The sequence below is a fragment of the Streptomyces sp. CNZ287 genome, assembly GCF_007827615.1.
The window spans coordinates 451,152-475,514 of record NZ_VISV01000003.1 but is presented as its reverse complement, the minus strand read 5'-3'; the positions used below and the strand labels follow the sequence as shown (position 1 = coordinate 475,514).

Here is a 24,363-nt window from a genome sequence, read left to right as displayed (position 1 = left end):
CCATGACAGTAGTTCAGACCGTGAGAAACCGCTTGCTACCGATCCTCACCGCCCTCCTCCTCACCCTCGTCCCCGCCGCCCCGACGCTGGCCGCGGCCGCCCCGGAAGCCCTCGCGGGAGCCGCCGCGCAGGGCGGGCCCCGGGGTGACGCCGAGGTCGTCGGCGTCGAACAGGTCGGCGAGCGCCTGGTGGACCTGTCGGTTCGGTCCCCCGCTCTCGGTGGCCGCACCGTCCCCGTACGCCTGCTGACCCCCGACGGCTGGGACGCCAGGGAGCGCGGCCGGAACTGGCCCACCCTGTGGCTGCTGCACGGCTGCTGCGGCGACTACACGTCGTGGACGTCGGCGACCGACGTCGAGGACACCGACGACCTGCGGAACGTCCTCGTCGTCATGCCCGAGGCCGGCTGGAACGGCTGGTACAGCGACTGGTGGAACTTCGGCGCGGGCGGCGACCCGGCGTGGGAGACCTTCCACACCGACGAGCTGCGCCGCCTGCTGGAGAGCGACTGGGGGGCAAGCAGCAACCGCGCGGTCGCGGGCCTGTCGATGGGCGGCCAGGGCGCCCTGATGTACGCGGCCCGCCACCGCGGCATGTTCCGCGCCGCCGCCGCCTACTCCGGCGCCGCACACCCGCTGCTCAACGACGAGTCGGTCAACCGCATCATGGGCTTCTTCGCCGGCCAGGGCGACGACCCGCGCCGCGTCTGGGGCGACCCGGTCGACCAGCGCGCCATCTGGCAGGCCCACGACCCGTACTACCTGGCGAAGAAGCTGAAGTCGACGCCGGTCTACCTCTCCTGCGGCGACGGCACGGCGGGCCCGCTGGACCCGCCCGGCGCGAGGGACGCCCTGGAGGCGGACTTCAACAGGCAGAACCAGGCGCTGGCCGACGAGCTGAAGCGGGTCGGCGCAAAAAGGGTGATCACCAACCTCTACGGTCCCGGCACCCACCGCTGGGCCTACTGGGAGCGGGAGTTGCACGCCTCGCTGCCGATGCTGCTGGACGCGCTGAAGGTGCGCTGACGGTGCGCTGACGGTGCGCTGTCGAACCCGTACAGGACCCGCCCAGCCGCCGGTTGGGCGGGTTACTCACTGGACTGGAGCAGTCACGGTCCGTAATCATGGCGGTGTCGGAGTTCCGGCAGTGACACATGAGAGGTGGCCGGACATGGGGAAAGTCGGCAACGTCAGCCTGTACGGGGGCGAGTCGGAGGCGGCGGACAATCTCAAGACTTTCGGGGCGATGCTGAAGGTGCTCCGGGACGAGGCGGGGCTGACGCAGGAGGCGCTGGCCGACGGCCTGGGATACTCGGTGGAACACATCTCCAAGATCGAGCGGGGCGGCCGGTTCCCGCCGAGGGACCTGGACAAGCTGGCGGAGGAGGTGCTGGGCCCGCTGGCGGCGAGGCTGCTGCGGGAGACGCGCCTGAGCCTGACGAGGAAGGCGGGCCTGGCGTCGCGGTTCAGGCACTGGGCGGTGATCGAGCAGGAGGCGCTGACGCTGTACGCGTACGAGTGCCGCACGATTCCGGGGCTGTTGCAGCCGGAGCCGTACATCCGCGCCGTATTCGAGGTCGTTCTTCCCCCGCTGGTCGAAGAGCAGATCGAGCAGCGGGTCGCGGCAAGGCTGGAACGGCAGGCCGTGCTTGATCAGCGGCCGAACACGTTCTTCGGCTTCATCCTGGAACAGGCGCTGCTGGACCGGCAGATGGGCGGCGCGGAGGTCGCTCGCCGCCTGCTCGACCACCTGCTCGCGACGGGCGAACGGCGCAACGTCGAGATCCAGGTGATGCCGCGTCGGATGGAGAACCACGCCGGGGGAGACGGCTCTCTCTACCTTGCCGAAACCGTCGACCACAAGTGGCTTGGCTACTCCGAGGGACAGCGGTCGAGCAATCTGATCAGCGACCTGGCCGATGTGGGTATGCTCCAGCAGCGCTACCGGAAGCTCAGTTCCCAGGCGCTCAGCCACGAAGCTACGGTGGACTTGTTGCAGCAGATGCGAGGAGACCTATGAGCAGGATCGGACCGGAGTGGTTCAAGAGCAGCTACAGCGGTGGCGATGGCGACAACTGCATCGAGGTCGCCGTCACTCCGCAGGCTGTCCTCGTCCGTGACACCAAGGACCGGGAGGGCGGTCAGCTCTCCGTGACCCCCGCGGCCTGGGCCGACTTCGTCACCTTCGCCAAGGCCGTCGAACTCTGAGCACCCCCCGTCCGTGCGGCCGTACCCCGGCAGGCCGCGCGGACGGCCCAGGCCGCAAGCCTGCCGTGTCCGGCCCACCGGACTCTCGGGCAGGAGGACTGCCATGCCTCTTACGTGCAGGGCGGCTTTCGGTGTCAGTCCCGGGCGGTAGCGTGCGCGCCGCACTCAACCACTCGATTCCGCACCGGGGATGACATGACCGACGCCTACTCACCCATTTCCGAACTGAACCTGCTCAAGGAGTTCTCCGACGGACCTGGAGACTCCTACTTCTCGGACGGGTTCGAGTTCTACGAGTACGGCCGGCCCGACGCCGGTCTGGTGGAGTGGCTGAGCCTGGAGAGGCGGGAAGAGGAAGCGCGAAGCCACCTCGACCGGCTCACCCCGTTCGCCCAGGCCACCGCCTCCGGTTCGTTCTACGCCCTGTGGCACTGCGACGACCGCGCCGACCTCGCCACGCTTCCCGTCGTCCGTTTCGGCGACGAAGGCCATCTCGACATCATCGACGGCCTGCGGAACATGTTCCGGCTGCTTGCGATCGACGACGAGTGGTTCAGCCCCTGGGACGAGGAGCGCGAGGCGGACCCGGACGAGGAGCACTCCCCTGGGCACGAGGCGTACGTGGTCTGGCTGGAGGAGACGTTCGGCCTGACCCCTCCCACCGATGCGGAAGCCGACGAGATCCTGGGGTCGGGCGGCAAGAAGTACGGCACCCGGTTCGTGGACTGGCTGGAGGAGTTCGCGTCCGAGGGGGACGACTTTGATCCGTTGCGCAAGGTGTTCGCCGACTCCTGAACGTGAATGCCTCGTGCCGGTCGGCCATCCGCGTCGTCGGTCCCGGGGCCGTCCGGGGCGGCGGCGCGGCGAGCCGATGAGTGCCGCCGAGACGAACTCGCGGTAACCCATCCGCCAAATCGCCCCAAAACGCCCATGTGGCTCGATTTTTGCTCATCGAGACGCAGGCGCCGTGGTGGAGGTCGCTTTTCCCCTCGGGCGGCTGCCCGCGGCCGGGAAGCGAGCTGTCCGGGAAGACCGCCGGAGAAGTTCGCCCGGCTGCCGCCCGCCCGGCCGAGGCTGGTCCGCCATGGTGAGAGGCTGGTCCGCCATGGTGAGAAGAACGACGCGACACCTCCTCGCCGCCGCAGCGGCGATCGCCGTTGGTCGCCACGGGTCCCGCCGCGGCGGCCCGGCCGCCGCCCGAACAGGTACTTCGGTTTCATCGTGAGCAGGAACTGCTGGAACGGCAGATGGGCGGGGTGGAGGTCACCCGCGTCCTTTTCGACCGTCTCCTGTTGCTGGGCGAACGGCGAAAACCGAGATCTAGGTGCTGCCGCGGCGAACGGAGAAGCATGTGGGGGAGAGACGCCTTCGGCGCCCAGTTCGACACTCCCATCTCCCCTCACGCCCGCCCAAGGGTATGCGCCCGCTCTGACAAAGAGCCCGGGTCACCGGCGTCGACGGCTGGTGTGTCGTGTGCGTGGTTACGTGTCGGGGTGGTCGGTCGTCCGTGGGGTGGGCCGGGTCCGGTGGGGCCGGTGCCGGGGTGGGCGCCTGTCCGTGACGGAGGCGGCGTCGGTGGGGTCCGTGTCGGTGCTGGCCTGTGTCGTGGGGGCTCCCCCCCGGGCCACCCCACTCCTGAGTGTGCGGGCCTGCGTCCGGCGTCAAGGGCGTTTCCCTTCGCTTCGCTGCGGGAACGTCGCTGCGCGATGGGGCTTCGCCCCACCCTTGACCCCGGACTCCGGCCCGTGACAGACCGGCGGCTAAGGGTGGCCCGAGGGGAGCGGGCGTCCTTTGACAGGGCTACGGATGCCGTGCCCGGATGACGGGGGCCGGAGGCCAGGGGTGAGCTTGCCCGGGTAGCGGGGCAGCCCCGGCGGACGGGGGCCGACCCACCCGAGCCGGGCCCGCCCCGGTCACGGGCGGCACGGAAGGCGGAGGCCGGGCACCGGAAGGGGGTCCGCCCTGGGGCGCGGAGGCTCCGGTGGACGGGGGGCGGAGCCCCGGGGGTGGGGTTCGTCCCGGTCGCGGATGGGCCGGTGGGCGGGGGGTGGAGGCCGGTGTCGGGTCTGCTCCGGTCGCGGGCGTCCCGGTGGACCGGAGTGCCGGGCAGCGAGGTCGGGTCCGTTTCGGTCGCGGGCGGGCCGGTGGACGCGGGGCCGGGGGCCGGTGCCGGGCTCGCTCCGGTCGCGGGCGGATGTCGGCTCGGTGTGGGGCTGGGCCGGGCGACGCTCGATCGCGGGCGCCCTTGGTGAGTCGGCGGGAACCGGCGTTGGTCCGGTTGAGTTTGTGCATGGGCTGCCGCATGGGCTGCCGCATGGGCTGCCAGGGGAAGCCCTCGTGTGGGAGTCTTGTGCGGAGGAATCTGGCCGTAACTCGCGGTAGCGCCCCTGATCCGGGCCGATCCGGGCACTGAAGGTCATATTCCGCCCAGCCAGGCGTGCCAGCGGGCCTCGGTCTTTACCTGCCGCCGCCCAGGCGGCCCGGAAGGGGCGCTTCCGGCGCGAAGTCACCGCAACCAGCCCGCCGAATCAGGGCAAATCGCCCTCGGAGTTCGAGTTTTGCCCGATGTCGCGCGCCGACCTGCCCCGGGCCGCGCGTGTCACCGCCCGGCCGCCCCGGAATGCGGGTCACCGGCACAAACTCGCCACCACAGGCCCGCCAAGCCAGGCTAGATCGCCCATGGGGAGAGAGTTTCGCCCCGCGGCACGCACAAACCCGCTCGTAGACCCGCCGGCAGCCCCGAATCCGCGGCCTGGAGCGGCCTGTGCGCACGCGGCCGGGGCAAACTCACGGTTACCCTCCCCCCCCAAACTAAGCTAAAACGCCCACGGGGGTGGAGTTTTGCCCCGCGGCACGCACAAACCCACCCGAGGCCCTGAACTCGCGGCCTGGAGCGGCCTGTGCGCACGCCACCGGGGCAAACTCGCGGTAACCCACCCACCAAACTAATCCAAAACGCCCACGCGCCACGACTTTCGCCCACCCACGCACGCACACCCCGCGACCCAGCAGACCCGACTGAGCCCCGATCCGACGTCCACCACCACCAAACCCTCCCCGCCCACCGGGCCTGCCCCCGTCTGCCGGGCGCCTCGGCACCCGGGGGCCCAACACCCGGGCTCCGGCACCCGCCCGCCGGAGCGACCGCGACCGGGCGGGCCCGGCACCGGCCTCCCGCCCTCCGTCCACCGGGCCGCCCGCCATCAGGGCGGCCCCGATCGCAGCCCTCCGGCCCCCCGTCCACCGGGGCGCCCGCGATCCGGGCGGGCCCGGATCCGGTGCTCGGGCCCTCCGTCCGCCGGGCCCGGCATCCGTAGCCCTTGTCAAAGGACGCCCGCTCCCCTCGGGCCACCCTTAGCTGCCGGTCGTTACGGGCCGGAGTCCGGGGTCAAGGGTGGGGCGAAGCCCCATCGCGAAGCGACGTTCCCGCAGCGAAGCGGAGGGAAACGCCCTTGACGTCGGACGCAGGCCCGACAATCAACAAGCAGGGTGGCCCGGGGGGAGCCCCAACGACACCGCCCCACCCCGACACGGACCCCACCGACGCCGCCTCCGTCACGGACAGGCGCCCACCCCGGCACCGCCCACCCCGGCACCGGCCCCACCCCACGGACGACCGACCACCCCGACGCGTACCCCCGCACCCGCCCCACGCACACGACAGACCAGTCGTCGACGCCGGTAACCCGGGCTCTTTGTCAGAGCGGGCGCATACCCTTGGGCGGGCGTGAGGGGGCGTGGGTTCTGGGCGAACAGCGGATCCCCCCGGCACCGCCCCACCCCCCGGCACCGGCACCGCCCCACCCCCCGGCACCGGCACCGCCGCCGCCCCGGTCGGCATCGTCAACACCCCTGCACCACGAGGCGTTCACGCGGCAGCCGCTGCACCAGTCGCAGGGCGAGCACGAACTCGTGGTGCGCATGGACGAGGACGCCTATCAGAACTTCAACCTGGACTGCCTGCAACTGGATCTCCTCCGCGGGTGACCTGAAGCGGTTTCCGGCCGGGGCGGCGGGCTCGTTGCCGTTGCCCCGGCCGGGGCTGCTGTTGTGGGAGCGGCGGAGCCGGGGGAGCCGTACCACGCGCTCGCCTCCCGCTACGCCAGAGCCGCCCGCCACGCGTGGTAAGCCGCGCGTCCCCGGCCGGCGCCACCGTGCGGGTGCCCTCCCTGGGCGCGGCCTCTACCCTCTACTGTCGGTCCGCCCGCAGCGGCTGCGCGGGCCGTGGAGTCCGGGACGGTACGGGACGGGGTGCGCGATGGCGGGTGTGAACGGTGGCGGGGAGCGGGTGCGCACGTACCGCGGGAACCTCGCGTCGATGGTCTTGCTCGCCCTGCTGTGCGCCCTCTTCGGCGCCCTCTTCGTCTTCTTCGGGCTGCTGCTGGTCATCGGGGCGGACGCGCCCGCCGCCGTCGCGATCCCGTTCTGCGCCGTCGCGCTGGGCCTGTTCCTGCTCACGTTCTGCGTCGTGCGCGGGGTGACGGTCGTCGACGACGGCGGCATCACGATCCGCTGGCTGCGCACCAGGCGGCTGGCCTGGCCCGACCTGCTCGCCGTCGAACTGGAGCACAACGTGCCCGCGTCGGCGGAGCGCAAGCGCCCCGTCATGGGCGTCGTCGTCTACCACCGCGACGGCCGCCGGCTGACGCTGCCCAACGTCATCGACACCCGCGGCCTGGTCGCCCACCGGGAGGTGCAGGCGATCCGCGAGGTCTGGGAGCGCCGCCGCGGCGAGGACTGGACGCCGCGGCCGGAGGTGACCGCCGCCGCACGGGCGAAGGCCGACGCCGCCGAGCGCAACGAGAACGCCCTCGTCGAGGCCATGGGCTTCAGCCTGACCGCGGTCCGCGTGCTGGTCGGCTGCATCCTGGTCGTCGCCGTCGTCTTCCTGGCCACGGGCAACGCCGACGCCTTCCCGGACATCCCCGGCGGGGTCATCGCGGTCGTCTTCGCCGCCGTGGCCGTCGCCCCCGTCGCGATCGCGCTGGCGGGCAGGGCCCGTAGACGACGTGGCGAGGGCGAGGGCGAGGGCCCGGACCGGGAGGGCGACGAGGCGCCGCCCTGGTGAGGCGGGCCCGGCGCGGGATCTCGGCGCAGGGCCCGGATCAGGATCCGGAGCGGGCACCAGTGCGGGCCCTCCGCGCGCCGCCCGGCCCGGACCCGGTGCAGGACCCGGCGCAGGAGCCGGCGCGGGACGCCGGCCCCTGCGGGTCCGAGGGGGTTCAGCAGAGCGGCACGCCCGGGAGCTGCGCGGCCGGATGGTCGATGTAGATGTTGGAGATGAATCCGCGCTGGTCACGCAGGCGGCTCCACCAGTCGTTCGTGTAGCCCTCGGCGTTGACCACGTCGCCCCTCTTCTGGCACTCGACGAAGACGCTCGTCGGACCGGAAAGGGTCGTCACCACCGGGGCGCTGAGACGCGCGTCCGCGCGGACGCGCACGCCGCTGCCCCAGGTGGTGAAGTTGGTGTTGCCGCAGTTGTCGCTGCGCAGGTGGTACTGGCCGTACGAGCCCGGATACGGCAGCGCCGAGCCGTTGATGCGGATGTCCTGGCCGACGCCGTTGAGCAGTTGCTCGTAGTGGATGTGCGCGCCGGAGGAGTTGCCGGTGCTGCCCGTGATGCCGATCTGCTGGCCCTGCGCGACCGATTGGCCGTTGGCCACGGAGAACGACGCCAAGTGGAAGTAGTACGTCTTCCAGCCGCCGCCGTGGTCGATGACGATGTAGTTGCCCGCGCCGCTCGGCTGGCTGTGCCGGGTCGCGGTGCCCGCCGCTGACGCGACCTGCGGCGTGCCCGCCGTGGTCCCGCCGTCGGAGCGGATGAAGTCCAGCGCGCGGCGCACCTCGGCGCTGTGGTGGCTGTACGTCCACTGCTGGCCGCACGGGAACGGCGCCTTGAAGTTCGGCGCCAGCTCGGGGCCCGTGTCGGCCTGCGCGGGCACCGCCGCGGTCAGTCCCAGCAGTGCCAGCAGCGCCGCGACGACGGCGGCCGCGGCCCGCCGCGCCGGACGGCGGGCGGGGGCGGAGGAATGGAGGGGTCTGCGAGGCATCGGGTCGCCTCCTTCGGTGGGGGTGGAGGGGTGGGGGGTGGCGCGTTCAGCACTCGGGGACGCCCGGCAGCCAGGCGTCGGCGACGTCGATGAAGATGTTGGAGATGTAGCCGCCGTAGTCGGGCAGGTAGGCCCAGGCGTCGTTGGTGTGGCCGTCGTACGTGATCTGCTCGCCGCGCTCCTGGCACTCCACTCGCACCTGCGTGGGACCGGGCAGGGTGGTCAGCACCGCGGAGGAGGTGTTCGACGCCTGGCGGACCCGCACGTCGGTGCCCCAGGTGGGGAACCGCTTGCCGGTCTGGTCGCCGGTCCACAGGAACGTCACGTCGACCCAGCCGTTGTCGTTGAGGCCGACGTTGTAGAACGTGCCGTCGGCGAGGTCGATGCCCGCCGGGTTCGCGACCCGGCGGCCGAACTCGTCGCGCCCGCCGTTGTAGCCGTTCTGGTACGCCGCCTGCGCCTCCGGCATGCCCTGCGGCAGGTCACGCCACGACTCGCGCACCGACGGCGGACTCCAGTAGTCGTCCTTGGTGTTCCACGGCCCCACGTCCCACACCGGCGCCGTCTCGCACCGCGCCGGGCCGCAGACCTGCACCGAGTACTCGGCGCTGCCCTTCGGGGACAGCCCGCGCCGCGACGGCAGGGCCACGAAGTGGTCGTTGGGCTGGATGACATGGCCGTTGGCGGTCGTGCCGCCCACCAGGCCCTCGCGGGTGGCGAACAGCCGGTACGTCAGCGGCGCCGCGGCGGCGCGGGCGCGCGGCGCCGCGTCGGTGTCGGCCCGTAGCCGCAGCCCCTGGACCGCCGGCGCGGCGCCGGTGCCGGAGGCGCGCAGCGTCAGCCGGGCCTGGACGTCGGTGACCGCGAACGGCAGCCGGGCCGCCTCCGCCGCCTCCGCGCCCGCCGGCAGCCACTCCGTCCAGCCGCCGTCCTGTGCCCGGCCGCGGACGTCGACCGCGACCCCGGCGCCCGCCGGGACCCGGGCGTCCAGCTCGGCCCGTACCCGGTTGACGGGACGGTCGAGCCGCTCCGGGGCCAGGACCTGGCTGCCCTCGCCGGGGACCGACCCCAGGGACGCGGGCGCGGCCGTCCGCGAACGCAGCCGCAGATCGCCCTGTACGTACCGGACGTTGACGTCGTCCGCGCCGACGTCCGCGAGGTCCGCCCGCCAGGTGGCGGGCGGCGCGGGGCCGCCGGCCCCCGCCGAGCCGCCGGCCGCCCCGGCATACGCCGGGTGCGCGACGGCGGCCGCGCAGATCACGCCGGTCAGCGCAACCCTGCGCCACCGGCTCCGTGTTGGTGTGCGCTGCATCTGGCTCCTTCCCGTGTTCCGTAGCTGCTCGCGAAGGTGCTGGCCGTGCGGCGACGCATCGTAGGCACCCCGCGACCCCCGTGCCGCACGGGTTTTCCGCCACCGTCGAAAACCCGAGCCCACCGCCGCCCGAACGGGAGCGGTCCCGCGCCGGAGACAGCGCAGGCCGCGGGTGGTTACCCTCGGGTATGGCCGGAAAGCTTCATGTCCACTTCAACGATCGGGACTTCCGCCACGTCCAGCTCGCCCGCACCGCCGACCCGATCTGGGAGGCGATCCTCGGGCTGCACGTCGCGTACACCCCCGCACCCCGCCTCCCCGCCCGGCTGCGCCCCTGGCACCGCCGCGCCCGCCACCGGCTGCAAGAGCACGACCTGCGCCGCACCTGCCGGTTCGTCAACGGCATCGCACCCGCCGACGCCACCTACTTCCCCGACTTCCTCACCCCCGCAGAATCCGAAGACGGCATCACCGCCGCCCTGCGCACCCTGCGCGCCACCCCCGCCACCCGCCTCGCCCGCGAAATCCGCCTCGCCGCCCGGCACCGCCCCCTGCCCTCCTGGACCCGCCGCCTCGCCGCCGGCGACCGCACCGTACTCGCCGACCTCGCCGACGCCTTACACCACCTCCACCACCACCTCGTCGCCCCCGACTGGAGCGAAATAGAAGCCACCGTCGCCGCCGACCGCGCCCGCCAGCTCGAAGCCCTCGAAGCCGGCCTCCCCGCCGTCCTCGCCACCCTCGAACCCTTCACCTGGACCGACCCCGTCCTCACCGCCCCCTACCCCGTCGACTCCACCCTCCACCTGCACGGCCGCGGACTCCGCCTCATCCCCTCCTACTTCTGCCACACCACCCCCATCGCCCTCGCCGACCCCGGACTCCCACCCGTCGTCGTCCACCCCGTACGCCGCCACCCCGCCCCGCCCCCCGCCAACGGCCCCACCCCCCACCGCGACACCGCACTCGCCGCACTCCTCGGCACCAGCCGCGCCCGCGTCCTCGCCGCCCTCACCCCCACCACCGTCCCCGCCACCACCGGCGGCATCGCCGCCCGCCTCGGCATGCCCGCCTCCTCCGTCAGCGGCCACCTCACCGTGCTGCGCCGCGCAGGACTCGCGGAAAGCGAACGCGCAGGACCCCACGTCGTCCACCGCCTCACCGCCCGCGGCCGGCACCTCCTCGACGCCTGACCCGTACAACCCGCGCCCCACCCGCGCCCGGCACCATTCGCCGCACGTCCCCCGCAGGTTCACCCACCGCTGGTGTGATACCTGCGCCCCCCACCCCGACCACCCCCACTACCAGGGAGGCAGGCGTGAACCTCGTCGTCAACGGCGACGCAGAGACCGGACCCGGAGGCACCCCGGACCCCGTCACCACCGTCCACGGCTGGCGCCTCACCCACGGCGGCCCCGCCCTCGTCCCCTACGACCTCGGCGGCGGCTACCCCACCCCCGGCGACCCCGGCCCCGCCCACCGCGGCACCCGCTTCTTCACCGGCGGCAACAGCCCCCGCACCGCACTCCTCCAGGACATCGACCTCCCCCGCACAGGCCCCACCGGACACAAGGCCATCGACGCCGGCCGCGTCCACTACACCCTCACCGCCTGGCTCGGCGGCTACGCCGGCCAGCAAGACGGCGCCCGCCTCTCCGCCGAACTCCGCGACACCCGGGGCACCCCCCTCGCCCTCACCGTCCTCGGCCCCGTCACCGCGGAAGAACGCGCCGGCCGCACCGCCCTCCTCGAACGCACCGCCACCGCCCCCGTACCCCCCGGCGCCCGCACCGCCCGCCTCCTCCTCACCCTCACCCGCGCCGGCGGCACCGCCAACGACGGCTACGCCGACGCCCTCAGCCTCACCCTCACCACCACCCGCCGAGGAGGCCGCCCGTGACCGTCGACCGCCGCACCCTCCTCAAGTCCGCGGCCGCCGCCGGCGCCCTCGGCGCCGCCTGGCCCCTCACCGCGGGACTCAGCCCCGCCCAGGCCCGCGCCGCCGCCGAAAGACTCGGCGCCGCATACGACACCGCACCCTTCACCCTCGGCGTCGCCTCCGGCGACCCCCAGCCCGACTCCGTCCTGCTCTGGACCCGCCTCGCCCCCGAACCCCTCGCCGCCGAACAAGACCTCCCCGACATCGTCGAAGTCCGCTGGGCCCTCGCCGAAGACCCCGGACTCCGCCGCGTCGTCGCCCGCGGCACCACACCCGCCTCCGCCACCCTCGGCCACAGCGTCCACGTCCCCGTCACCGGCCTCACCCCCGGCCGCACCTACCACTACGCCTTCAGCGCCCTCGGCCGCACCAGCCGCACCGGCCGCACCCGCACCGCCCCCGGCGGCACCGTCGGCCGCGTCCGCTTCGCCGCCGCCAACTGCCAGGCATTCCACGACGGCTACTACGCCGCCCACCGCGGCATCGCCGCCGAGAACGTCGACTTCGTCCTCCACCTCGGCGACTACATCTACGAACACGGCCAAGTCGGCGGCGTACCCGAAGACCACGTCCGCGACCACGACGGACCCGAGATCCTCACCCTCGCCGACTACCGCAAACGCCACGCCCTCTACAAAGGCGACCCCGCACTCCGCGACGCCCACGCCGCCCACCCCTGGTTCCTCACCTGGGACGACCACGAAGTCGTCAACGACTACAGCGGAAGCACCGGCGGCGCCCCCTTCGTACGCCGCCGCGCCGCCGCCTACCAGGCGTGGTACGAACACATGCCGCACCGCGACTCCTTCGGCGACTCCGCCCTCCCCGACCCGGAGATCCACCGCACCCGCGACTGGGGCGGACTCGTCCAGCTCGCCATCCTCGACCTGCGCTCCCACCGCTCCGCGCAGAACCTCCCCGACGGCACCATCCTCGGCACCGACCAGAAGAACTGGCTCAAGCACCACATCGACAACGCCCCCGACACCTGGCACGTCTGGGCCAACTCGATCATGCTCAGCCAGCTCCGCGGCTCACCCGGCGGCCCGTACATGTTCACCGACCAGTGGGACGGCTTCCTCGCCGAACGCAAGGAAATCCTCCAGCACGTCCACGCCGCCGGCCTCGAAGACCTCGTCGTCGTCACCGGCGACTGGCACTCCGCCTTCGTCGACGACATCCGCACCGACTACGACGACCCCGAATCACCGCTCGTCGGCACCGAGTTCACCGCCCACTCCGTCACCTCCGGCGCGTACTCACCGGACTGGAACCGGACCAACGGCCCCGTCATGGGCGCCGCCAACCCGCATCTCAAGTACTTCGAGGGCAACCGCTACGGCTACGACGTCTACGACGTCACCCCCGGACGCTTCAGCGCCCACATGCGCGTCATCGGCGACCGCCGCGACCCCGACTCGCCCGTCACCACGCTCACCACCTTCCACGTCGACCGTGGCAGCACCGGCAGCTACGAGGACCAAGCGACGAAGAACTCCCCCGCCCAGTACCGCCGCGACTGACCCGCGCGACCGGAACACGCAGGCGGTCGGCACCCGGCCGGTCCCGTACGCCGCCGGCCGCACGGCGTACGGGACCGGGCCGGGTTGCCGCCTGGGGATCCCGCCCGATCGTCCGCCGCGCCCAACACCCAAGTCAATCCTCGGATTTGCTTAACACGAGCCGAGCGGAACCTTGGAGTCGCACAGGACGCAGAAACCCGGAATCCCGTGTGTCCCTGCGCGGTCACCTGTTCGGCCCATCGATAGACTCGCCCGATGGCCGCACCGGGAGCACGCGGAACCGCAGAGGAGGCACGTTGACCGGACATGACGTCACCGACGAGCAGTGGCAGGGGCTCGCCGAAGTCGTCCCCCTGCGCGGCAACGAATGGCCCTCCTGGACCGGGCACCAAGCCCTCGACGACCCCGAAGTCGACGCCGACCAGCGGCAGTTCGTCGTCATCCGCTGCCAGGTCTTCGCCGACGCCCGGCGCGTCGCCGAATACCTGATAGCGCAAGTCCCCGTCCTGCTCGACCTCACCGGCGCCGAGATCGACGTCGCCAAACGCATCCTCGACTTCGCCAGCGGCGTCACCTTCGGCATCCAGAGCACCATGCACCGCGTCGACCGCAACGTCTTCCTCCTCGCCCCCCTCGGCACGGAAGTCGAACCGGTCGCCGGCCACTGACGGCCCCGTCGCACACCGGCCGCCGGCACGGCGTCCTTACCGTGCCCGAACGGGCGGGCCCCACGGATCCGCGGGGGCTCGCCCGTTCGGGCGAAGGTGCCGCTGCCGGAACGGTTCCGCGGCCGGTGCGCTCAATAGCGTCAGGGAACATGACCTCCCCCACCGGGCACCCTCCCCGCGCCCCCCGCGACCTCCTGCGCGACCCGCCGCGGGACACCACCCTGCGCACCGCCCACACCGGCCGCCACCCCCACACCGACCGCGCCACCCTCGGCGAACTCCGCGTCTCCGCCTTCAAGTCGCACCGCGGCACCCGGCTCGGCCTCGGCCCCGTCACCCTGCTCACCGGCGGCAGCGGCAGCGGCAAGACCGCGGCCCTCGAAGCCTGCGGCGTCCTGGCCAGACTCGGCGCAGGAGCCACCCTGGAAGAGGCGTTCGCCCCGGTGCCGGGAGGCGCCGCCGCCTGCGTACCGCAGCGGGCCAGACCAGACTCCGCAGGACGCCGCGGCGTCCGCCTCGGCTGCACCGTCCGCGGCCCCCTCGGCGACGTACGACTCGACGTCGCCGTACAGGCGGAACCCGAACTCCGCATCGTCGGCGAACGCCTCACCGGCGCCGGACACACCCTGCTCGCCACCGCACTCCGCGACCCCCGCCGCGACCGCGTCCAGGCCACCTGGCACACCGCGGGCCCCGCCCCCGTCACCCGCGCCCCGCTCCCCGACGACCGGCTCGGCACCGCTCTCTTACCGCTCCGCATCGGCGGCCGCACGGACGGCGAACAACTCGTGCTCGCCGCCGCGGAACAAGCCGTCCTCGCCCTCCGCTCCGTCTACCCCTGCGACCCGCACCCCGCCCTGATGCGCGCCGCCACGGCCGTGCCCATCGGCGGCGAACAACTCACCCCCGACAGCCGCAATCTCCCCGCCGTCCTGCGCCGCGTACGCGACGAGTGCAGCCTGCGGCACGCGGCTCTCGTGGACGCCGTGCGCGGCGGCTGCGCGGGCCCGGTCCACGACCTGACGACGGAGGAGTACGGGGACGGGCTGGTCCGCGCCGTGCTGCTGCGCGAACCGGGCCGGCGCAGCACCCCGGTCGAGACCCTGGGCGACGGCGAGTTGCGCTATCTCGCGCTGGCGCTGGTCCTGCTCACCGGACCCGGGGTGCTGGCGGTGGACCCGGCCTCGGAGGTGCTGCCGGCCCGCCAGGTGCTGACGGTCCTGGCCGACGGGCTCGACCGGAGCATGGACGCCCGCCAGGCGGGCGAACTCGTGGCGCTGTCCGGGCGGATGGGCGAGCGCGGCCACATCCGGGTGCTGGGCTCGGTCGGCGACCCGTCGCTTGCGCAGGCGGAGTGCGCCACGGCGGTGCCGCTGCCGCAACGGCGGGAGCGGCCGGGGCCGCAGGGGGAGGGCGCGAAGGGGGAGGAATGACGGAGGAATGACGACGGGATGACGGCGTACGACTGGCGGATGTCAGATGGCGAAATCTGTCAGTCGTCAGGTCGTGGGAAAAGGCGTTGCGGGGCAGGCGGGGGTGTGCCCGATCATGGGGAGCCGCCGATTCCGGCGAGGCGCCCCCACGAACGACCCGAAACGGAGTGCCCATGCCCCTCCAGGGCCGGACCGCACTGGTCACCGGCGTGAGCCGTGAGCAGGGAATCGGGTTCGCCATCGCCCGCCGGCTACTGGCCGACGGCACGCGCGTCTTCGCGCACGGCTGGACGCCGCACGACGACGAGATGCCCTGGGGCGCCGACCGCGGCGGCACCGCGGCCGTCACCGCCGCCCTCGGCGGCGAGGGCGGCCGGCTCGCCTACGCCCACGCCGACCTCGCGGAACCCGGCGCCCCTGCCGCGCTGCTGGCCGCGGCGGGGGAGCGGTACGGGATGGTGGACACCCTGGTCGTCAACCACGCCCGCAGCTCCACGTACGACCTCGACGGGCTGACGGCCGCCGAACTGGACCTGTGCTGGGCGGTGAACGTCCGGGCCACGCTGCTGCTCGTGCAGGCGTACGCGGCGCAGTACGACGCGGCGGCGGGGAAGGAGCGGGGCGGCGGCCGGGTCGTGCTCTTCACCTCCGGGCAGCATCTGGCACCGATGAGCCAGGAGATCCCGTACGCCGCCACGAAGGGGGCGCTCCAGCAGTTGACGCTGACGCTCTCGGACGCCCTCGTCGACCGCGGCATCACCGTGAACTGCGTCAACCCCGGCCCCACGGACACCGGTTGGGCGACCGACGAACTGGCCGCCCAGGTGGGCCGGGCGCTGCCCCGCGGAACGTGGAACACGCCGGAGGAGGCGGCGGCCGTGGTGGCACTCCTCGTGGGCGGCGACGCGGCGACGATCACGGGCAACACGGTCGACGCGGAATCGGGCTTCCGTCGCTGGGTGTACTAGGCCCTGTTCCAGGTGCGGATCACGGGTTCGGGGAGTCGTCGGCGGGCCAGGACAAGGCTGGTCGTCGCCGTGTGAGCAGCCCGCATCCTGCTCCGATGATCCCGGTGGGGCCAGATCACACGCGAGGGGTCGGACCCGCTTGGGCGCTCTTCGAGGAGTCCCCTCCCTTCCGGGTGCCCATCGCGGTGGTGCTGATGTGGAGAGCGTGGACGACGTCGTGGATGCCGGCCCCGGCGGTCAGCAGGTCGCGGCGGAGGTGGGCTTCTGCGGTACGCAGGTGGGCGCGGACGGTGTTGCGGCTGATGCCGAGCCGGCGGGCGGCTTGCTGGCCGTCGGTGTTGGCGTCGATCCACGCCTGAAGGGTGCGGCGCTGCCGGGGTTGCAGGGGCAGCAGGAACGTCCGGGCCCAGGCGGCGGCGGGTTCGGAATGCAGCAAGTCCTCCAGTCTGGGGGGTGTTGGGCGCTCATCGGGTTCATGTGCGGTTAAAGGGCCGGCGAGTGCGAGGGCGAGCTGGACGGCGGCGCGGGCGTGGACGTCGGCGAGATCCAGGCCGAGGGCCCGTTCCGCGCGCCTGATGTGGGCCGTGACGGTGTTGCGGCTGAGGTCGAGCAGGCGGGCCACCGCCGCTCGGGGCATGCTCATCAGGAGACGGGTGATGTCGACGCTGGTCTGCGGAAGAGTGTCCAGTGGGCGCAGGAACGTGCGGGCCCAGGCGAGCGCGGGCCGGCGGGGCAGAACGTTGTCCAAGAGCGTCTGCCCCTGGTAGGAGACCACATGGCCGGGAGTGGAGCGGGCGGCAGCCAGGGCGTGAGCGGCCTGACCGTACGCCTCGGCCGTCGCGCCGAGCGGATGCGGACCGCTGATGCCCATCGCGTAACCGGGGTTCTCCCGCACCACGCGGCGCAACTCCTCGGCCAGGCCACCGGTGCGGCCGCCCGGGCCGCCCCCGCCCCCGCCCCCGCCCCCGCCCCGGGCAACGGTGTCCTCGGCGATGAGACAGATCACGTGCTCCTTGAAGACAGGGCAGTGCACCATCAGATCGGGGCCGTGGTAGCCGGAGGGATCCTGGTAGACCCGTACGATCCGGTCGCGGTCGGCCGGCGAGCAGTGCAGCAGAAGGCCCCGCAGCCGCTCGGCCTTCAGTAGCGGGGGCACGGCGCCGGTCGTCATGCGGCGCGCCAGCACCGGCCCTCCGGCGAGCAGCGCCGAGAGCACGCCGAACCGCACCTGGCGCGCCTTGTACTGGAAGCCGCGCCACGTCCGCTCGCCGTCCGTGGCGCGGCGCAGCAGGGTGATGACTGTGCCGGTGTGCGAGATCAGCGCAACGGTCTCCGGACTCGGCGCCGACCGGGCGACGGCCACCAGTACAGGGCGCGACTCGTGCACACCGAGAACCTCGCAGTGCACGTTCCATTCGCCGGCCCGGGTTGCGGCCGCGGCCAACTGCCCGCCGGACAGCCGCGCGAGCAGCGGAGCGAGTGAAGGCAGGATCTCCCGGGGAAAGCCCGCGGTGGACGAGTCCACCGTGAATCCGTCCTCGGCGACCAGCGCGAAGTCCGCGCCCGTGTGCCGGTGCAGCCAGTCGAGGATCTCCCGCGTATCGGGCTCGTCCCGGCGGGATGCCTGACGTCTGACCTCACGCAGCAGCCCGTCGGGCCCTCCGATGTCCCCACGCGCTACGTCCACGACGGTCGCCCCTCCGCCTTCGTCCTGACTCCCCCGGCCTGCGGACGGCCGGCCGCAGCTCCGCCTGGTCGTCAGCGGGTCTGCGCGGCCGTATTCGCCGCCTGCGGCGCCCGGCGATACCGGTACCGGAATTCTGGCGGGCGCGTCTTGACGAAACCTGGACGGGATCTGGTCCGGAGGCAGGACGGCGGCGAGGTCGCCTACGGGGTTTGCAGGCGGGTCCGGGGTTCGGCGGCGGCCGGGTGGCGGAGGTCTTCGAAGATGCGCAGGGCTCGTGTCCAGGAGGCCCGGGCGGCGGCGTTGTCGCCGGTGTCGGCCTGCGCGTCGCCCAGGGCGGTGTGTGCCTTGGCGGCGTTCAGCAGGTCCGCGGCGTCGGGGGATTCCAGCAGGTCGAGCGCACGTCTGAAGCAGGAGATCGCCTCGTGTGGGTCGCCGAGGCGGTGGTGGGCGCGGCCCAGGGTGTCCCAGGTGATGCCCATGAAGTACAGGTCGCCCACGCTCTCCTGTACGGCCAGTGCCAGCCGGGAGCGGGCGAGTGACGACTCGGGCTTTCCGAGCAGGCCGTAGATCCAGCCGATGAGGTTGAGTTCGCGGCCCTGGCCGCGGCGGTCACCGGCCGCGCGGTAGAGGGCGAGGGATGTGCGTGCATGCCGGAGGGCCGGCACCGGGTCGTCCTGTACCTCGTGCAGGTTGGCTATGTAGTGGTGGACCTCCGCCTGACCGGCAAGGTCGTCATGGGCGCGGAAGAGCTCGTAGGCGCTGTCCAGATGCTCGCGGGCCTGATCGGGGGCGCCGAGGCGGAAGGCGGAGCGGGCCTGGTCGCACAGGACGGCGGCCAGCTCGGCGTCGCCCGCGGGGTCGCCGACGGTCCTGCGGGCTGCCGCGAGGACGGTCTGGAGCAGTCGGTTCTGCTCGATCCAGCGCCCGTCGCGGTCGAGGTGGTTGCCCAGCCTGCGGCCCAGACGTACGGCATGCTCGTCGAGATCGGTGTGCACGGCAAGTCGTACGGCCTCGGTGAGGGTACGCCGCTCGGTGGTGAACCAGGCGTAGGCCGACGGTGCCTCGGTGAAGGTCTCGGGGGTGATGCCGGACGGGGCGGGGCCGAGGTCCGTGAGCCGGTCACGGTGTGCCCACAGGGTGCGGCACGCGCCGTGCGCCGAGTGCAGGTAGTAGTCGAGCACGCGCCGCACGGCTGCCCGGCGCCGCTCTTCCTCATCCTCTTCGCGCGCCAGCTCGGCGGCGTAGTCGCGCAGCAGGTCGTGCAGGACGAATCTGCCCGGCGCCCGCTCATCGAGCACGCTGGCCCAGGTCAACTCGCGCAGGAGGGAGCGGGCCTGCGGCAGTTCGATGCCGGCGAGGGCGGCTGCCGCGCCGGTGCCGAACTCCGGTCCCGGGTGCAGACCGAGCAGACGGAACAGCCGGGCGGTGGCGGGGCTGAGGATGCGGTACGACCAGGAGAACACCGTCCGTACGTCCGCCGTCAGCGCGCGGCCGCCGGAGTCGGGGGTCTGGTCGGCCAGAGCGGTGAGCGTGAGGCCGGGACGGGCGGCGAGGTGGGCGGCGGCCAGCGCCAGGGCCAGCGGCAGCCGCACACATCCCTTCACGATGTCCGCCACCGCGTCCCCCCGGCCCTCCAACTGGTCGGCTGTCAGGCGCCGCACGAGCAGTTGCCGCGCCTCTTCGGTGCTGAACGGCTCCAGCACGATCTGATCCGCACCCGTCTGGGCGACGAGGCTGGGAAGCCGGTGGCGGCTGGTGACCAGGGTGGCGCAGCCCGGGGCGCCGGGCAGCAGCGGCAGCACCTGGCAGTCGTCCCGGGCGTTGTCGAGCACCACCAGCATCCGCCGGCCCGCCAGCAGGCTGCGGAAGAGCCCGGTGCGTGCGTCGGTGCCCTCGGGAATTTGGCTGTCGGGGATCCGCAACGCCTGCAGAAAGGCCCGCAGCACCTCGGCCGGACCCGTGGGACTGTCCGCCGCCGCGAACCCGCGCAGGTTCACGTACAACTGTCCGTCCGGGAAACGCTCCGCGGCACGGTGGGCCCAGTGCACCGCCAGCGCGGTCTTCCCCACCCCGGCCGTACCGACCACCGCACAGATCGACGCATCCGGCGAACCCCCATCGGCCCCCGGCAGCAACCGCTCCAGACGACGCAGATACGTCTCCCGCCCGGTGAACCCGGCCACGCCCGGCGGCAACTGCGCGGGGCGTACGGCCGGCGGGGCATCCTCGGGCACGGCCCTCTCCTCGTCCGCGGGAGAGCCGTGCGGCTCCTGACGCCGGTTCAGGACGGGGCTGCGGCGGAGGATCCGCTCGTGCAACCGGCGCAGCTCGGGACCCGGTTCCTCGCCGATCCCCGCGACGAGGGATGCGCGTGTGCGGGCGTACACCTGCAGGGCATCGGACTGCCGCCCGGAACGGTACAGCGCCAGCATCAACTGCGCCGCCAGCGGCTCGGCCAGCGGGTGCTCCACGACCTCCGCGGACAGACCCGCAACCGACTCCGCGTGCCGGCCCAGCTCCAGCTCGACGTCGTACCACTCGGTCAGCAGTGAGACCCGCTCCCGCTCCAACCCGGCCCGTACCTGCTCCGCCCACTCCCCCCGCAGCCCGGCCAGCGGCGTGCCACGCCACAGAGCGCTCGCCTCACCGAACAGCTTCGCCGCCCGCTCCGGATCGTCGGAACGCTCCGACCTTCCCTGACCGGCCAGCGCGCGAGCGCGTTGCAGATCGACGCTCTCCAGGGCGATGTCCAGCGCATATCCGCCGTTGCCACGGCGCAGTACGGGAACGTACGGACCGTCCTGCGCGGCCTGTCGCAGCAAGCGACGCAGCCGGGAGACGTACGTATACAGCACATCACGAGCGGCGCCGGACGACTCGCCGCGCCAGACGTGCCTGATCAACGTCTCGACCATGACCGGCCTGCCGGGGGCCATCGCCAGCACCGCGAGCACACAACGCTGCTGCGGCGGCCCCAGCGGGTACTGCCGACCGTCCGCTCCGCGGAGTTCCATCGGGCCCAGCAGTCGCAACTCGCTCACTGCGTCGTTCCTCCGCTTGTTCCGCTCCGAGGGCATCTTGTTCCGCCCCGGGAGCATGTCGTCACGCATTCACCTTGCGCATGCGCACCTCGTCCGCCGACGGGAAAGTCCCCCTCGGGGAGGCGTCGGCGGTATCGCGGGGACCGGCGCGAGCGCGGCCCGTCCGTGAACGAGGCTAGGGACGCGCGAGCGACCCGCCAATGTGCACGATGCTCAATTCCGGGCACGGGATGTGCACGATGCTCAGCCCACCCGGGCCGGTCATGGGGTCCTACCTTGATCGTGGGTTGGACGGGCCGTCGTAGGGTCCAGAGGCCCGGAGACTCCGGGTATGGCTTTCATGGGGTTGCCCTCGATGGTTGAGCTCACCTGGCCGCCCGGAGTTCTCACGGCGACTCGGTTATCCTCGCTCGGGAGAAGTTCGGCGAGCTTCTGGCGGGGAAATCCCCCCGCCGCCCTGGTCACCGGGTTCGAGACCGCAGGCCCGCGGGTCTGCGGCTTTGGCCTCGGCCGTCGTGCGGACGCAGTCGCCGCCCTGGCCGAAGGCCCTCTGGTCACCGACCGGCCGCCTCCACCCCGGTCCTTGCACCCGGAGAGCGAGGCCCTGATCGAGCAGGAGACCCGGGAGGCGTTCACCGGGGTGGACGGCAAGCGCCCCGCCGCGTGGCAGCTCGCGTGGGCCCTGCAGGACCAGGTGCGGCTCTTCCAGACGCGCGCCTCCCACTCCGACGACGTCACGGACGTCGCGCTGGCGAACCTGCGCCTGGCCTCCCGAACAGGGGCCGCCCTGTCCGCATAGCCCCTCACCGAGCCCGGCACCGAGGCAGAAGTGACCGTCGATCGCGCACCGCGACCAGTCCAGCTCGCCAGGTGCGCCGAGTTCGTCGAGGACCAGGCGGTGGAGCTTGGCGTGTAAGGCGTGGTCGCCGCGGCGGCGCCGTCCCTCACGTCGAGACGTCGACCTCCACGTCGAACTTGAGCGTGGCCGGCTGCCCCTGGCCGATGCCCCGGTAGGTCACCTTGCCGGTGGGCGTGTACCCGTGCGCCCATGCCTCGTCGATGACGAGTTGACGCTCCTTCGGGAACGGCTCGCCGCGCCTGACGCGGGCGTCGAAGCGCCGGGCGCGGTCACGGTCGGCGTCGAGTTCGACGCGCAGCAGCGTCATGGGTCACCGCTCCCAGGATCGTGTGGACGCCGGCGGCGAAGAGTTCTTCGTCGGGCCACCGGTCGTCCAGGTGGCCGTGCTCGTGGAGCGTCGGGTACAGGTCGGTGCGGGCGGCCAGGTGGGCTTGCGCCTCGGCGCGGACGGCCGGGTCCCGCCCCCGCTGCCAGGTTGCTTCCACCAGGGCCGCGCCGATCGCGTAGTTCGCGAGCAGATGAGTCGCCAGGGCGAGGGCCCGGCCCGTCAGGCCGCCGCGGACGAGCGCGGACTGGAGGAACTCGGTGCGCGCGAGGACGTTCGGGCCGAGCATCGGCCTGCCCACGAGGGCAGGTGACCACGGGTGCCGCAGCATCGCCGCGTGCCAGCCCACCACCAGACGTTCGACGTCCAGGGCCCACTCCGGGCCGGGTTCCGGGATGGGCACCTGCGCGAAGATGTGGTCGAAGGCCAGATCCAGGACGTCCTCCCTGGACGCCACGTGCCAGTACAGCGCGGTGGCGCTCACCTCGAGGCGCTGGGCCAGGCCGCGCATCGTCAGCCGGTCGGTGCCGCCCTCGTCCAGCAGCGCCACGGCCGCGTCGGCGATGCGCGCCTGCGAGAGCGGAGAGGCCCGGCCGGGCCTCTCCGGCCCCTTCCGCAGCCAGACGCCCCTGCCGGCCGCGGCGGTGCGGCTGCCCCCGCCCTCAGAACCGTCGGACTCCACGCAACCCTCCCGGCCGTCCGGAACAACGTAAAGTTTACTGTACGTCGTTAAGTTAAGTCGGGCAAGGGAGCGCCGGGGGGCGCCTCCACCGGTGGCCCGGGTGGTAGACAGGGGCGCATGAGCGACGACGTGCAGGCACTGCAGAAGCGGCTCGTGGCGTTCGCCGCGGCGCGGGACTGGGAGCGGTACCACACCCCCAAGAACCTGGCCGCGGCGCTGAGCGTGGAGGCCGCGGAGCTGGTGGAGGTCTTCCAGTGGCTGACGCCCGAGGAGTCCGCGCGGATCATGGCGGATCCGGACGCGGCGCACCGGGTGGCGGACGAGGTCGCGGACGTGCTGTCGTACCTGCTGCAGTTCTGCTCGGTGGTGGGGGTGGACCCGCTGGCGGCGCTGGCGGCGAAGATCGAGCGCAACGAGGAGCGGTTCCCGGCGCCGCGGGACCCGGAGCCGGGGGAGGGGCGTTGAGACCCGCGTCGTCGTTCGCGGAGGCGGTCGGGCGCGCCGCGTCCTGCGGTCCGCCGCTGGTGCTGGACGGGGGTCTGTCGAACCAGCTCGAAGCGCAGGGCTGCGATCTTCGCGACGCGCTGTGGTCGGCCCGGGTGCTCGCGGAGGAGCCGGCGCAGATCGAGGCCGCGCACGCCGCGTACGTACGGGCCGGGGCGGACGTGCTGCTGACGGCGAGCTACCAGGCGACGTTCGAGGGCTTCGCGCGCCGGGGCGCCGGCCGGGCGGAGGCGGCCGGGCTGCTGGCGGGCAGCGTGGCGCTGGCCCGGCGGGTGGCGGACGGGGCGCCCCGGCCGGTGTGGGTGGCGGCGTCGGCGGGCCCGTACGGGGCGATGCTGGCGGACGGTTCGGAGTACCACGGCCGGTACGGGGACGGGGTGGGCGTCGCGGAGCTGGAGCGCTTCCACCGGCCCCGGCTGGAGGTGCTGGCGGCGGCGGAGCCGGACGTGCTGGCGCTGGAGACGGTCCCGGGCGTGACGGAGGCGACGGCGCTGCTGCGGGCGGCGGCGGGTCTGGGCGTACCGGTGTGGCTGACGTACACGGTCGCGGGCGGGGCGACCCGGGCGGGCGAGCCGCTGGCGGACGCCTTCGCGCTCGCGGCGGACGACGAGGCGGTGGCGGCGGTGGGGGTCAACTGCTGCGCGCCGGAGGACGTCGCGTACGCGGTGGAGACGGCGGCGCGCGTCACGGGCAGACCGGTGCTGGCGTACCCCAACAGCGGCGAGACCTGGAACGCGGAGACGCATGCCTGGCGCGGCCCCGGCTCGTTCGACGCCCAGGCCGCGGCCGGCTGGCGGCGCGCGGGGGCCGCCGCCGTGGGCGGCTGCTGCCGCGTCGGCCCGCAGGCGATCGCCGCCCTGGCGGCGGAACTCCACGGGAGCGGCACGCCCGGGTGAGCACTGCTCCCGTGGGTGAGCACCGCTCCGCGCGGTGAGCGGCCGACGCCTCGGTGACCACCGCTCCCGACCGCGAGCACCGCTCTGCGCCGAGAGCACCGACCACCGCCGGAGAGCACCGACCACCGCCGGAGAGCACCGACCGCCGCCGGAGAGCACCGACCGCCGCCGGAGAGCGCCGCTCTCGCGTGCGGCCGCCGCTCTCCTGCGAGACCACCGCTCCCGGCCGCGAGCGCCGACCCGTACCAAGAGCACCGCTCTCGCGCCCC

The 24,363-nt window shown here is 73.2% G+C and carries 21 protein-coding genes; 14 read left to right on the top strand and 7 right to left on the bottom strand.

Annotated elements, in window-relative coordinates:
* Positions 1-2 precede the first annotated feature (2 nt).
* From FB457_RS09610 to FB457_RS09595, 4 genes are all read left to right on the top strand, one after another.
* Entirely contained in the window at positions 3-1,025 is a 1,023-nt protein-coding gene (locus FB457_RS09610; RefSeq protein WP_145781498.1) for an alpha/beta hydrolase, read from the top strand.
* A 145-nt stretch (positions 1,026-1,170) separates the two neighbouring features.
* Positions 1,171-2,019, top strand: coding sequence for a Scr1 family TA system antitoxin-like transcriptional regulator (locus tag FB457_RS09605; protein WP_145781497.1), 849 nt, complete (start codon positions 1,171-1,173; stop codon positions 2,017-2,019).
* The gene (locus tag FB457_RS09600) at positions 2,016-2,207 is read left to right on the top strand and encodes a DUF397 domain-containing protein (protein ID WP_047018603.1); all 192 of its coding nucleotides are present in this window, start codon (positions 2,016-2,018) and stop codon (positions 2,205-2,207) included. Before FB457_RS09605 ends, FB457_RS09600 begins: the two co-directional genes overlap by 4 nt.
* A 195-nt stretch (positions 2,208-2,402) precedes the next feature.
* Positions 2,403-3,002 (top strand): hypothetical protein, encoded by a 600-nt coding sequence (locus tag FB457_RS09595; protein WP_047018604.1) that lies wholly within the window; start codon positions 2,403-2,405, stop codon positions 3,000-3,002.
* Between the two features lie 3,048 nt (positions 3,003-6,050).
* Here FB457_RS09595 and FB457_RS09585 read toward each other — a convergent pair.
* The gene (locus tag FB457_RS09585) at positions 6,051-6,290 is read right to left on the bottom strand and encodes a hypothetical protein (RefSeq protein ID WP_047018605.1); all 240 of its coding nucleotides are present in this window, start codon (positions 6,288-6,290) and stop codon (positions 6,051-6,053) included.
* A gap of 175 nt (positions 6,291-6,465) precedes the next feature.
* On the opposite strand from FB457_RS09585, the gene FB457_RS09580 reads away from it, so the two are divergent.
* Positions 6,466-7,275, top strand: a complete 810-nt coding sequence (locus FB457_RS09580; RefSeq protein ID WP_145781495.1) for a hypothetical protein — start codon at positions 6,466-6,468, stop codon at positions 7,273-7,275.
* 154 nt (positions 7,276-7,429) lie between these two features.
* Here FB457_RS09580 and FB457_RS09575 read toward each other — a convergent pair whose 3' ends face one another.
* Both FB457_RS09575 and FB457_RS09570 read right to left on the bottom strand, forming a co-directional pair.
* Positions 7,430-8,257, bottom strand: a complete 828-nt coding sequence (locus tag FB457_RS09575) for a peptidoglycan DD-metalloendopeptidase family protein (protein ID WP_047018607.1) — start codon at positions 8,255-8,257, stop codon at positions 7,430-7,432.
* A 46-nt stretch (positions 8,258-8,303) separates the two neighbouring features.
* Positions 8,304-9,569: an SH3 domain-containing protein gene (locus FB457_RS09570; protein ID WP_047018608.1), complete on the bottom strand. Its 1,266-nt coding sequence runs from the start codon at positions 9,567-9,569 to the stop codon at positions 8,304-8,306.
* A 188-nt stretch (positions 9,570-9,757) separates the two neighbouring features.
* On the opposite strand from FB457_RS09570, the gene FB457_RS09565 reads away from it, so the two are divergent.
* The 6 genes from FB457_RS09565 to FB457_RS09540 all read left to right on the top strand — a co-directional run bounded on the left by FB457_RS09565 (position 9,758) and on the right by FB457_RS09540 (position 16,100).
* The gene (locus tag FB457_RS09565; RefSeq protein WP_047018609.1) at positions 9,758-10,762 is read left to right on the top strand and encodes a winged helix-turn-helix domain-containing protein; all 1,005 of its coding nucleotides are present in this window, start codon (positions 9,758-9,760) and stop codon (positions 10,760-10,762) included.
* 125 nt (positions 10,763-10,887) lie between these two features.
* On the top strand, positions 10,888-11,469 hold the full coding sequence (locus FB457_RS09560) for a phosphoesterase (RefSeq protein WP_145781494.1): 582 nt from the start codon (positions 10,888-10,890) through the stop codon (positions 11,467-11,469).
* Positions 11,466-13,031 carry an alkaline phosphatase D family protein gene (locus FB457_RS09555; RefSeq protein ID WP_047018611.1) on the top strand — a complete coding sequence of 522 codons (1,566 nt, stop codon included), beginning with the start codon at positions 11,466-11,468 and terminating at the stop codon, positions 13,029-13,031. Before FB457_RS09560 ends, FB457_RS09555 begins: the two co-directional genes overlap by 4 nt.
* Before the next feature lie 296 nt (positions 13,032-13,327).
* A complete protein-coding gene (locus tag FB457_RS09550; RefSeq protein ID WP_047018612.1) occupies positions 13,328-13,699 on the top strand; it encodes a cell division protein SepF in 372 nt (123 codons plus the stop codon).
* Between the two features lie 149 nt (positions 13,700-13,848).
* Positions 13,849-15,132: an AAA family ATPase gene (locus FB457_RS09545; RefSeq protein WP_253911464.1), complete on the top strand. Its 1,284-nt coding sequence runs from the start codon at positions 13,849-13,851 to the stop codon at positions 15,130-15,132.
* A gap of 173 nt (positions 15,133-15,305) precedes the next feature.
* A complete protein-coding gene (locus tag FB457_RS09540) occupies positions 15,306-16,100 on the top strand; it encodes an SDR family oxidoreductase (protein ID WP_145781492.1) in 795 nt (264 codons plus the stop codon).
* A gap of 115 nt (positions 16,101-16,215) precedes the next feature.
* Here FB457_RS09540 and FB457_RS09535 read toward each other — a convergent pair whose 3' ends face one another.
* Positions 16,216-17,787 (bottom strand): helix-turn-helix domain-containing protein, encoded by a 1,572-nt coding sequence (locus tag FB457_RS09535; RefSeq protein ID WP_145781491.1) that lies wholly within the window; start codon positions 17,785-17,787, stop codon positions 16,216-16,218.
* 200 nt (positions 17,788-17,987) lie between these two features.
* Positions 17,988-20,828, bottom strand: a complete 2,841-nt coding sequence (locus FB457_RS09530) for an AfsR/SARP family transcriptional regulator (RefSeq protein WP_164492595.1) — start codon at positions 20,826-20,828, stop codon at positions 17,988-17,990.
* 583 nt (positions 20,829-21,411) lie between these two features.
* Between FB457_RS09530 and FB457_RS09525 the strand changes: the two genes are divergently transcribed.
* Positions 21,412-21,627 (top strand): hypothetical protein, encoded by a 216-nt coding sequence (locus FB457_RS09525; RefSeq protein WP_047018615.1) that lies wholly within the window; start codon positions 21,412-21,414, stop codon positions 21,625-21,627.
* 145 nt (positions 21,628-21,772) lie between these two features.
* Here the strand turns inward: FB457_RS09525 and FB457_RS09515 are convergent, their stop codons facing one another.
* Together FB457_RS09515 and FB457_RS09510 are read right to left on the bottom strand one after the other, a co-directional pair.
* Complete coding sequence (locus FB457_RS09515; RefSeq protein WP_047018616.1) at positions 21,773-21,994, bottom strand: hypothetical protein; 222 nt, start codon at positions 21,992-21,994, stop codon at positions 21,773-21,775.
* Complete coding sequence (locus FB457_RS09510) at positions 21,957-22,694, bottom strand: TetR family transcriptional regulator (protein WP_222439491.1); 738 nt, start codon at positions 22,692-22,694, stop codon at positions 21,957-21,959. Before FB457_RS09510 ends, FB457_RS09515 begins: the two co-directional genes overlap by 38 nt.
* A 117-nt stretch (positions 22,695-22,811) precedes the next feature.
* On the opposite strand from FB457_RS09510, the gene FB457_RS09505 reads away from it, so the two are divergent.
* Positions 22,812-23,159 carry a nucleotide pyrophosphohydrolase gene (locus FB457_RS09505; protein WP_145781489.1) on the top strand — a complete coding sequence of 116 codons (348 nt, stop codon included), beginning with the start codon at positions 22,812-22,814 and terminating at the stop codon, positions 23,157-23,159.
* Positions 23,156-24,094 carry a homocysteine S-methyltransferase gene (mmuM, locus tag FB457_RS09500; protein WP_145781488.1) on the top strand — a complete coding sequence of 313 codons (939 nt, stop codon included), beginning with the start codon at positions 23,156-23,158 and terminating at the stop codon, positions 24,092-24,094. The genes FB457_RS09505 and mmuM overlap by 4 nt, the downstream gene beginning before the upstream one ends.
* Positions 24,095-24,363: the final 269 nt, after the last annotated feature.

Coding starts and splice junctions, on each gene's coding strand:
- FB457_RS09605 (WP_145781497.1), top strand. CDS start 1,171: ATGGGGAAAGTCGGCAACGTCAGCCTGTACGGGGGCGAGTCGGAGGCG.
- FB457_RS09570 (WP_047018608.1), bottom strand. CDS start 9,569: ATGCAGCGCACACCAACACGGAGCCGGTGGCGCAGGGTTGCGCTGACC.
- FB457_RS09565 (WP_047018609.1), top strand. CDS start 9,758: ATGGCCGGAAAGCTTCATGTCCACTTCAACGATCGGGACTTCCGCCAC.
- FB457_RS09600 (WP_047018603.1), top strand. CDS start 2,016: ATGAGCAGGATCGGACCGGAGTGGTTCAAGAGCAGCTACAGCGGTGGC.
- FB457_RS09580 (WP_145781495.1), top strand. CDS start 6,466: ATGGCGGGTGTGAACGGTGGCGGGGAGCGGGTGCGCACGTACCGCGGG.
- FB457_RS09505 (WP_145781489.1), top strand. CDS start 22,812: ATGAGCGACGACGTGCAGGCACTGCAGAAGCGGCTCGTGGCGTTCGCC.
- FB457_RS09610 (WP_145781498.1), top strand. CDS start 3: ATGACAGTAGTTCAGACCGTGAGAAACCGCTTGCTACCGATCCTCACC.
- FB457_RS09575 (WP_047018607.1), bottom strand. CDS start 8,257: ATGCCTCGCAGACCCCTCCATTCCTCCGCCCCCGCCCGCCGTCCGGCG.
- FB457_RS09540 (WP_145781492.1), top strand. CDS start 15,306: ATGCCCCTCCAGGGCCGGACCGCACTGGTCACCGGCGTGAGCCGTGAG.
- FB457_RS09545 (WP_253911464.1), top strand. CDS start 13,849: ATGACCTCCCCCACCGGGCACCCTCCCCGCGCCCCCCGCGACCTCCTG.
- FB457_RS09595 (WP_047018604.1), top strand. CDS start 2,403: ATGACCGACGCCTACTCACCCATTTCCGAACTGAACCTGCTCAAGGAG.
- FB457_RS09515 (WP_047018616.1), bottom strand. CDS start 21,994: ATGACGCTGCTGCGCGTCGAACTCGACGCCGACCGTGACCGCGCCCGG.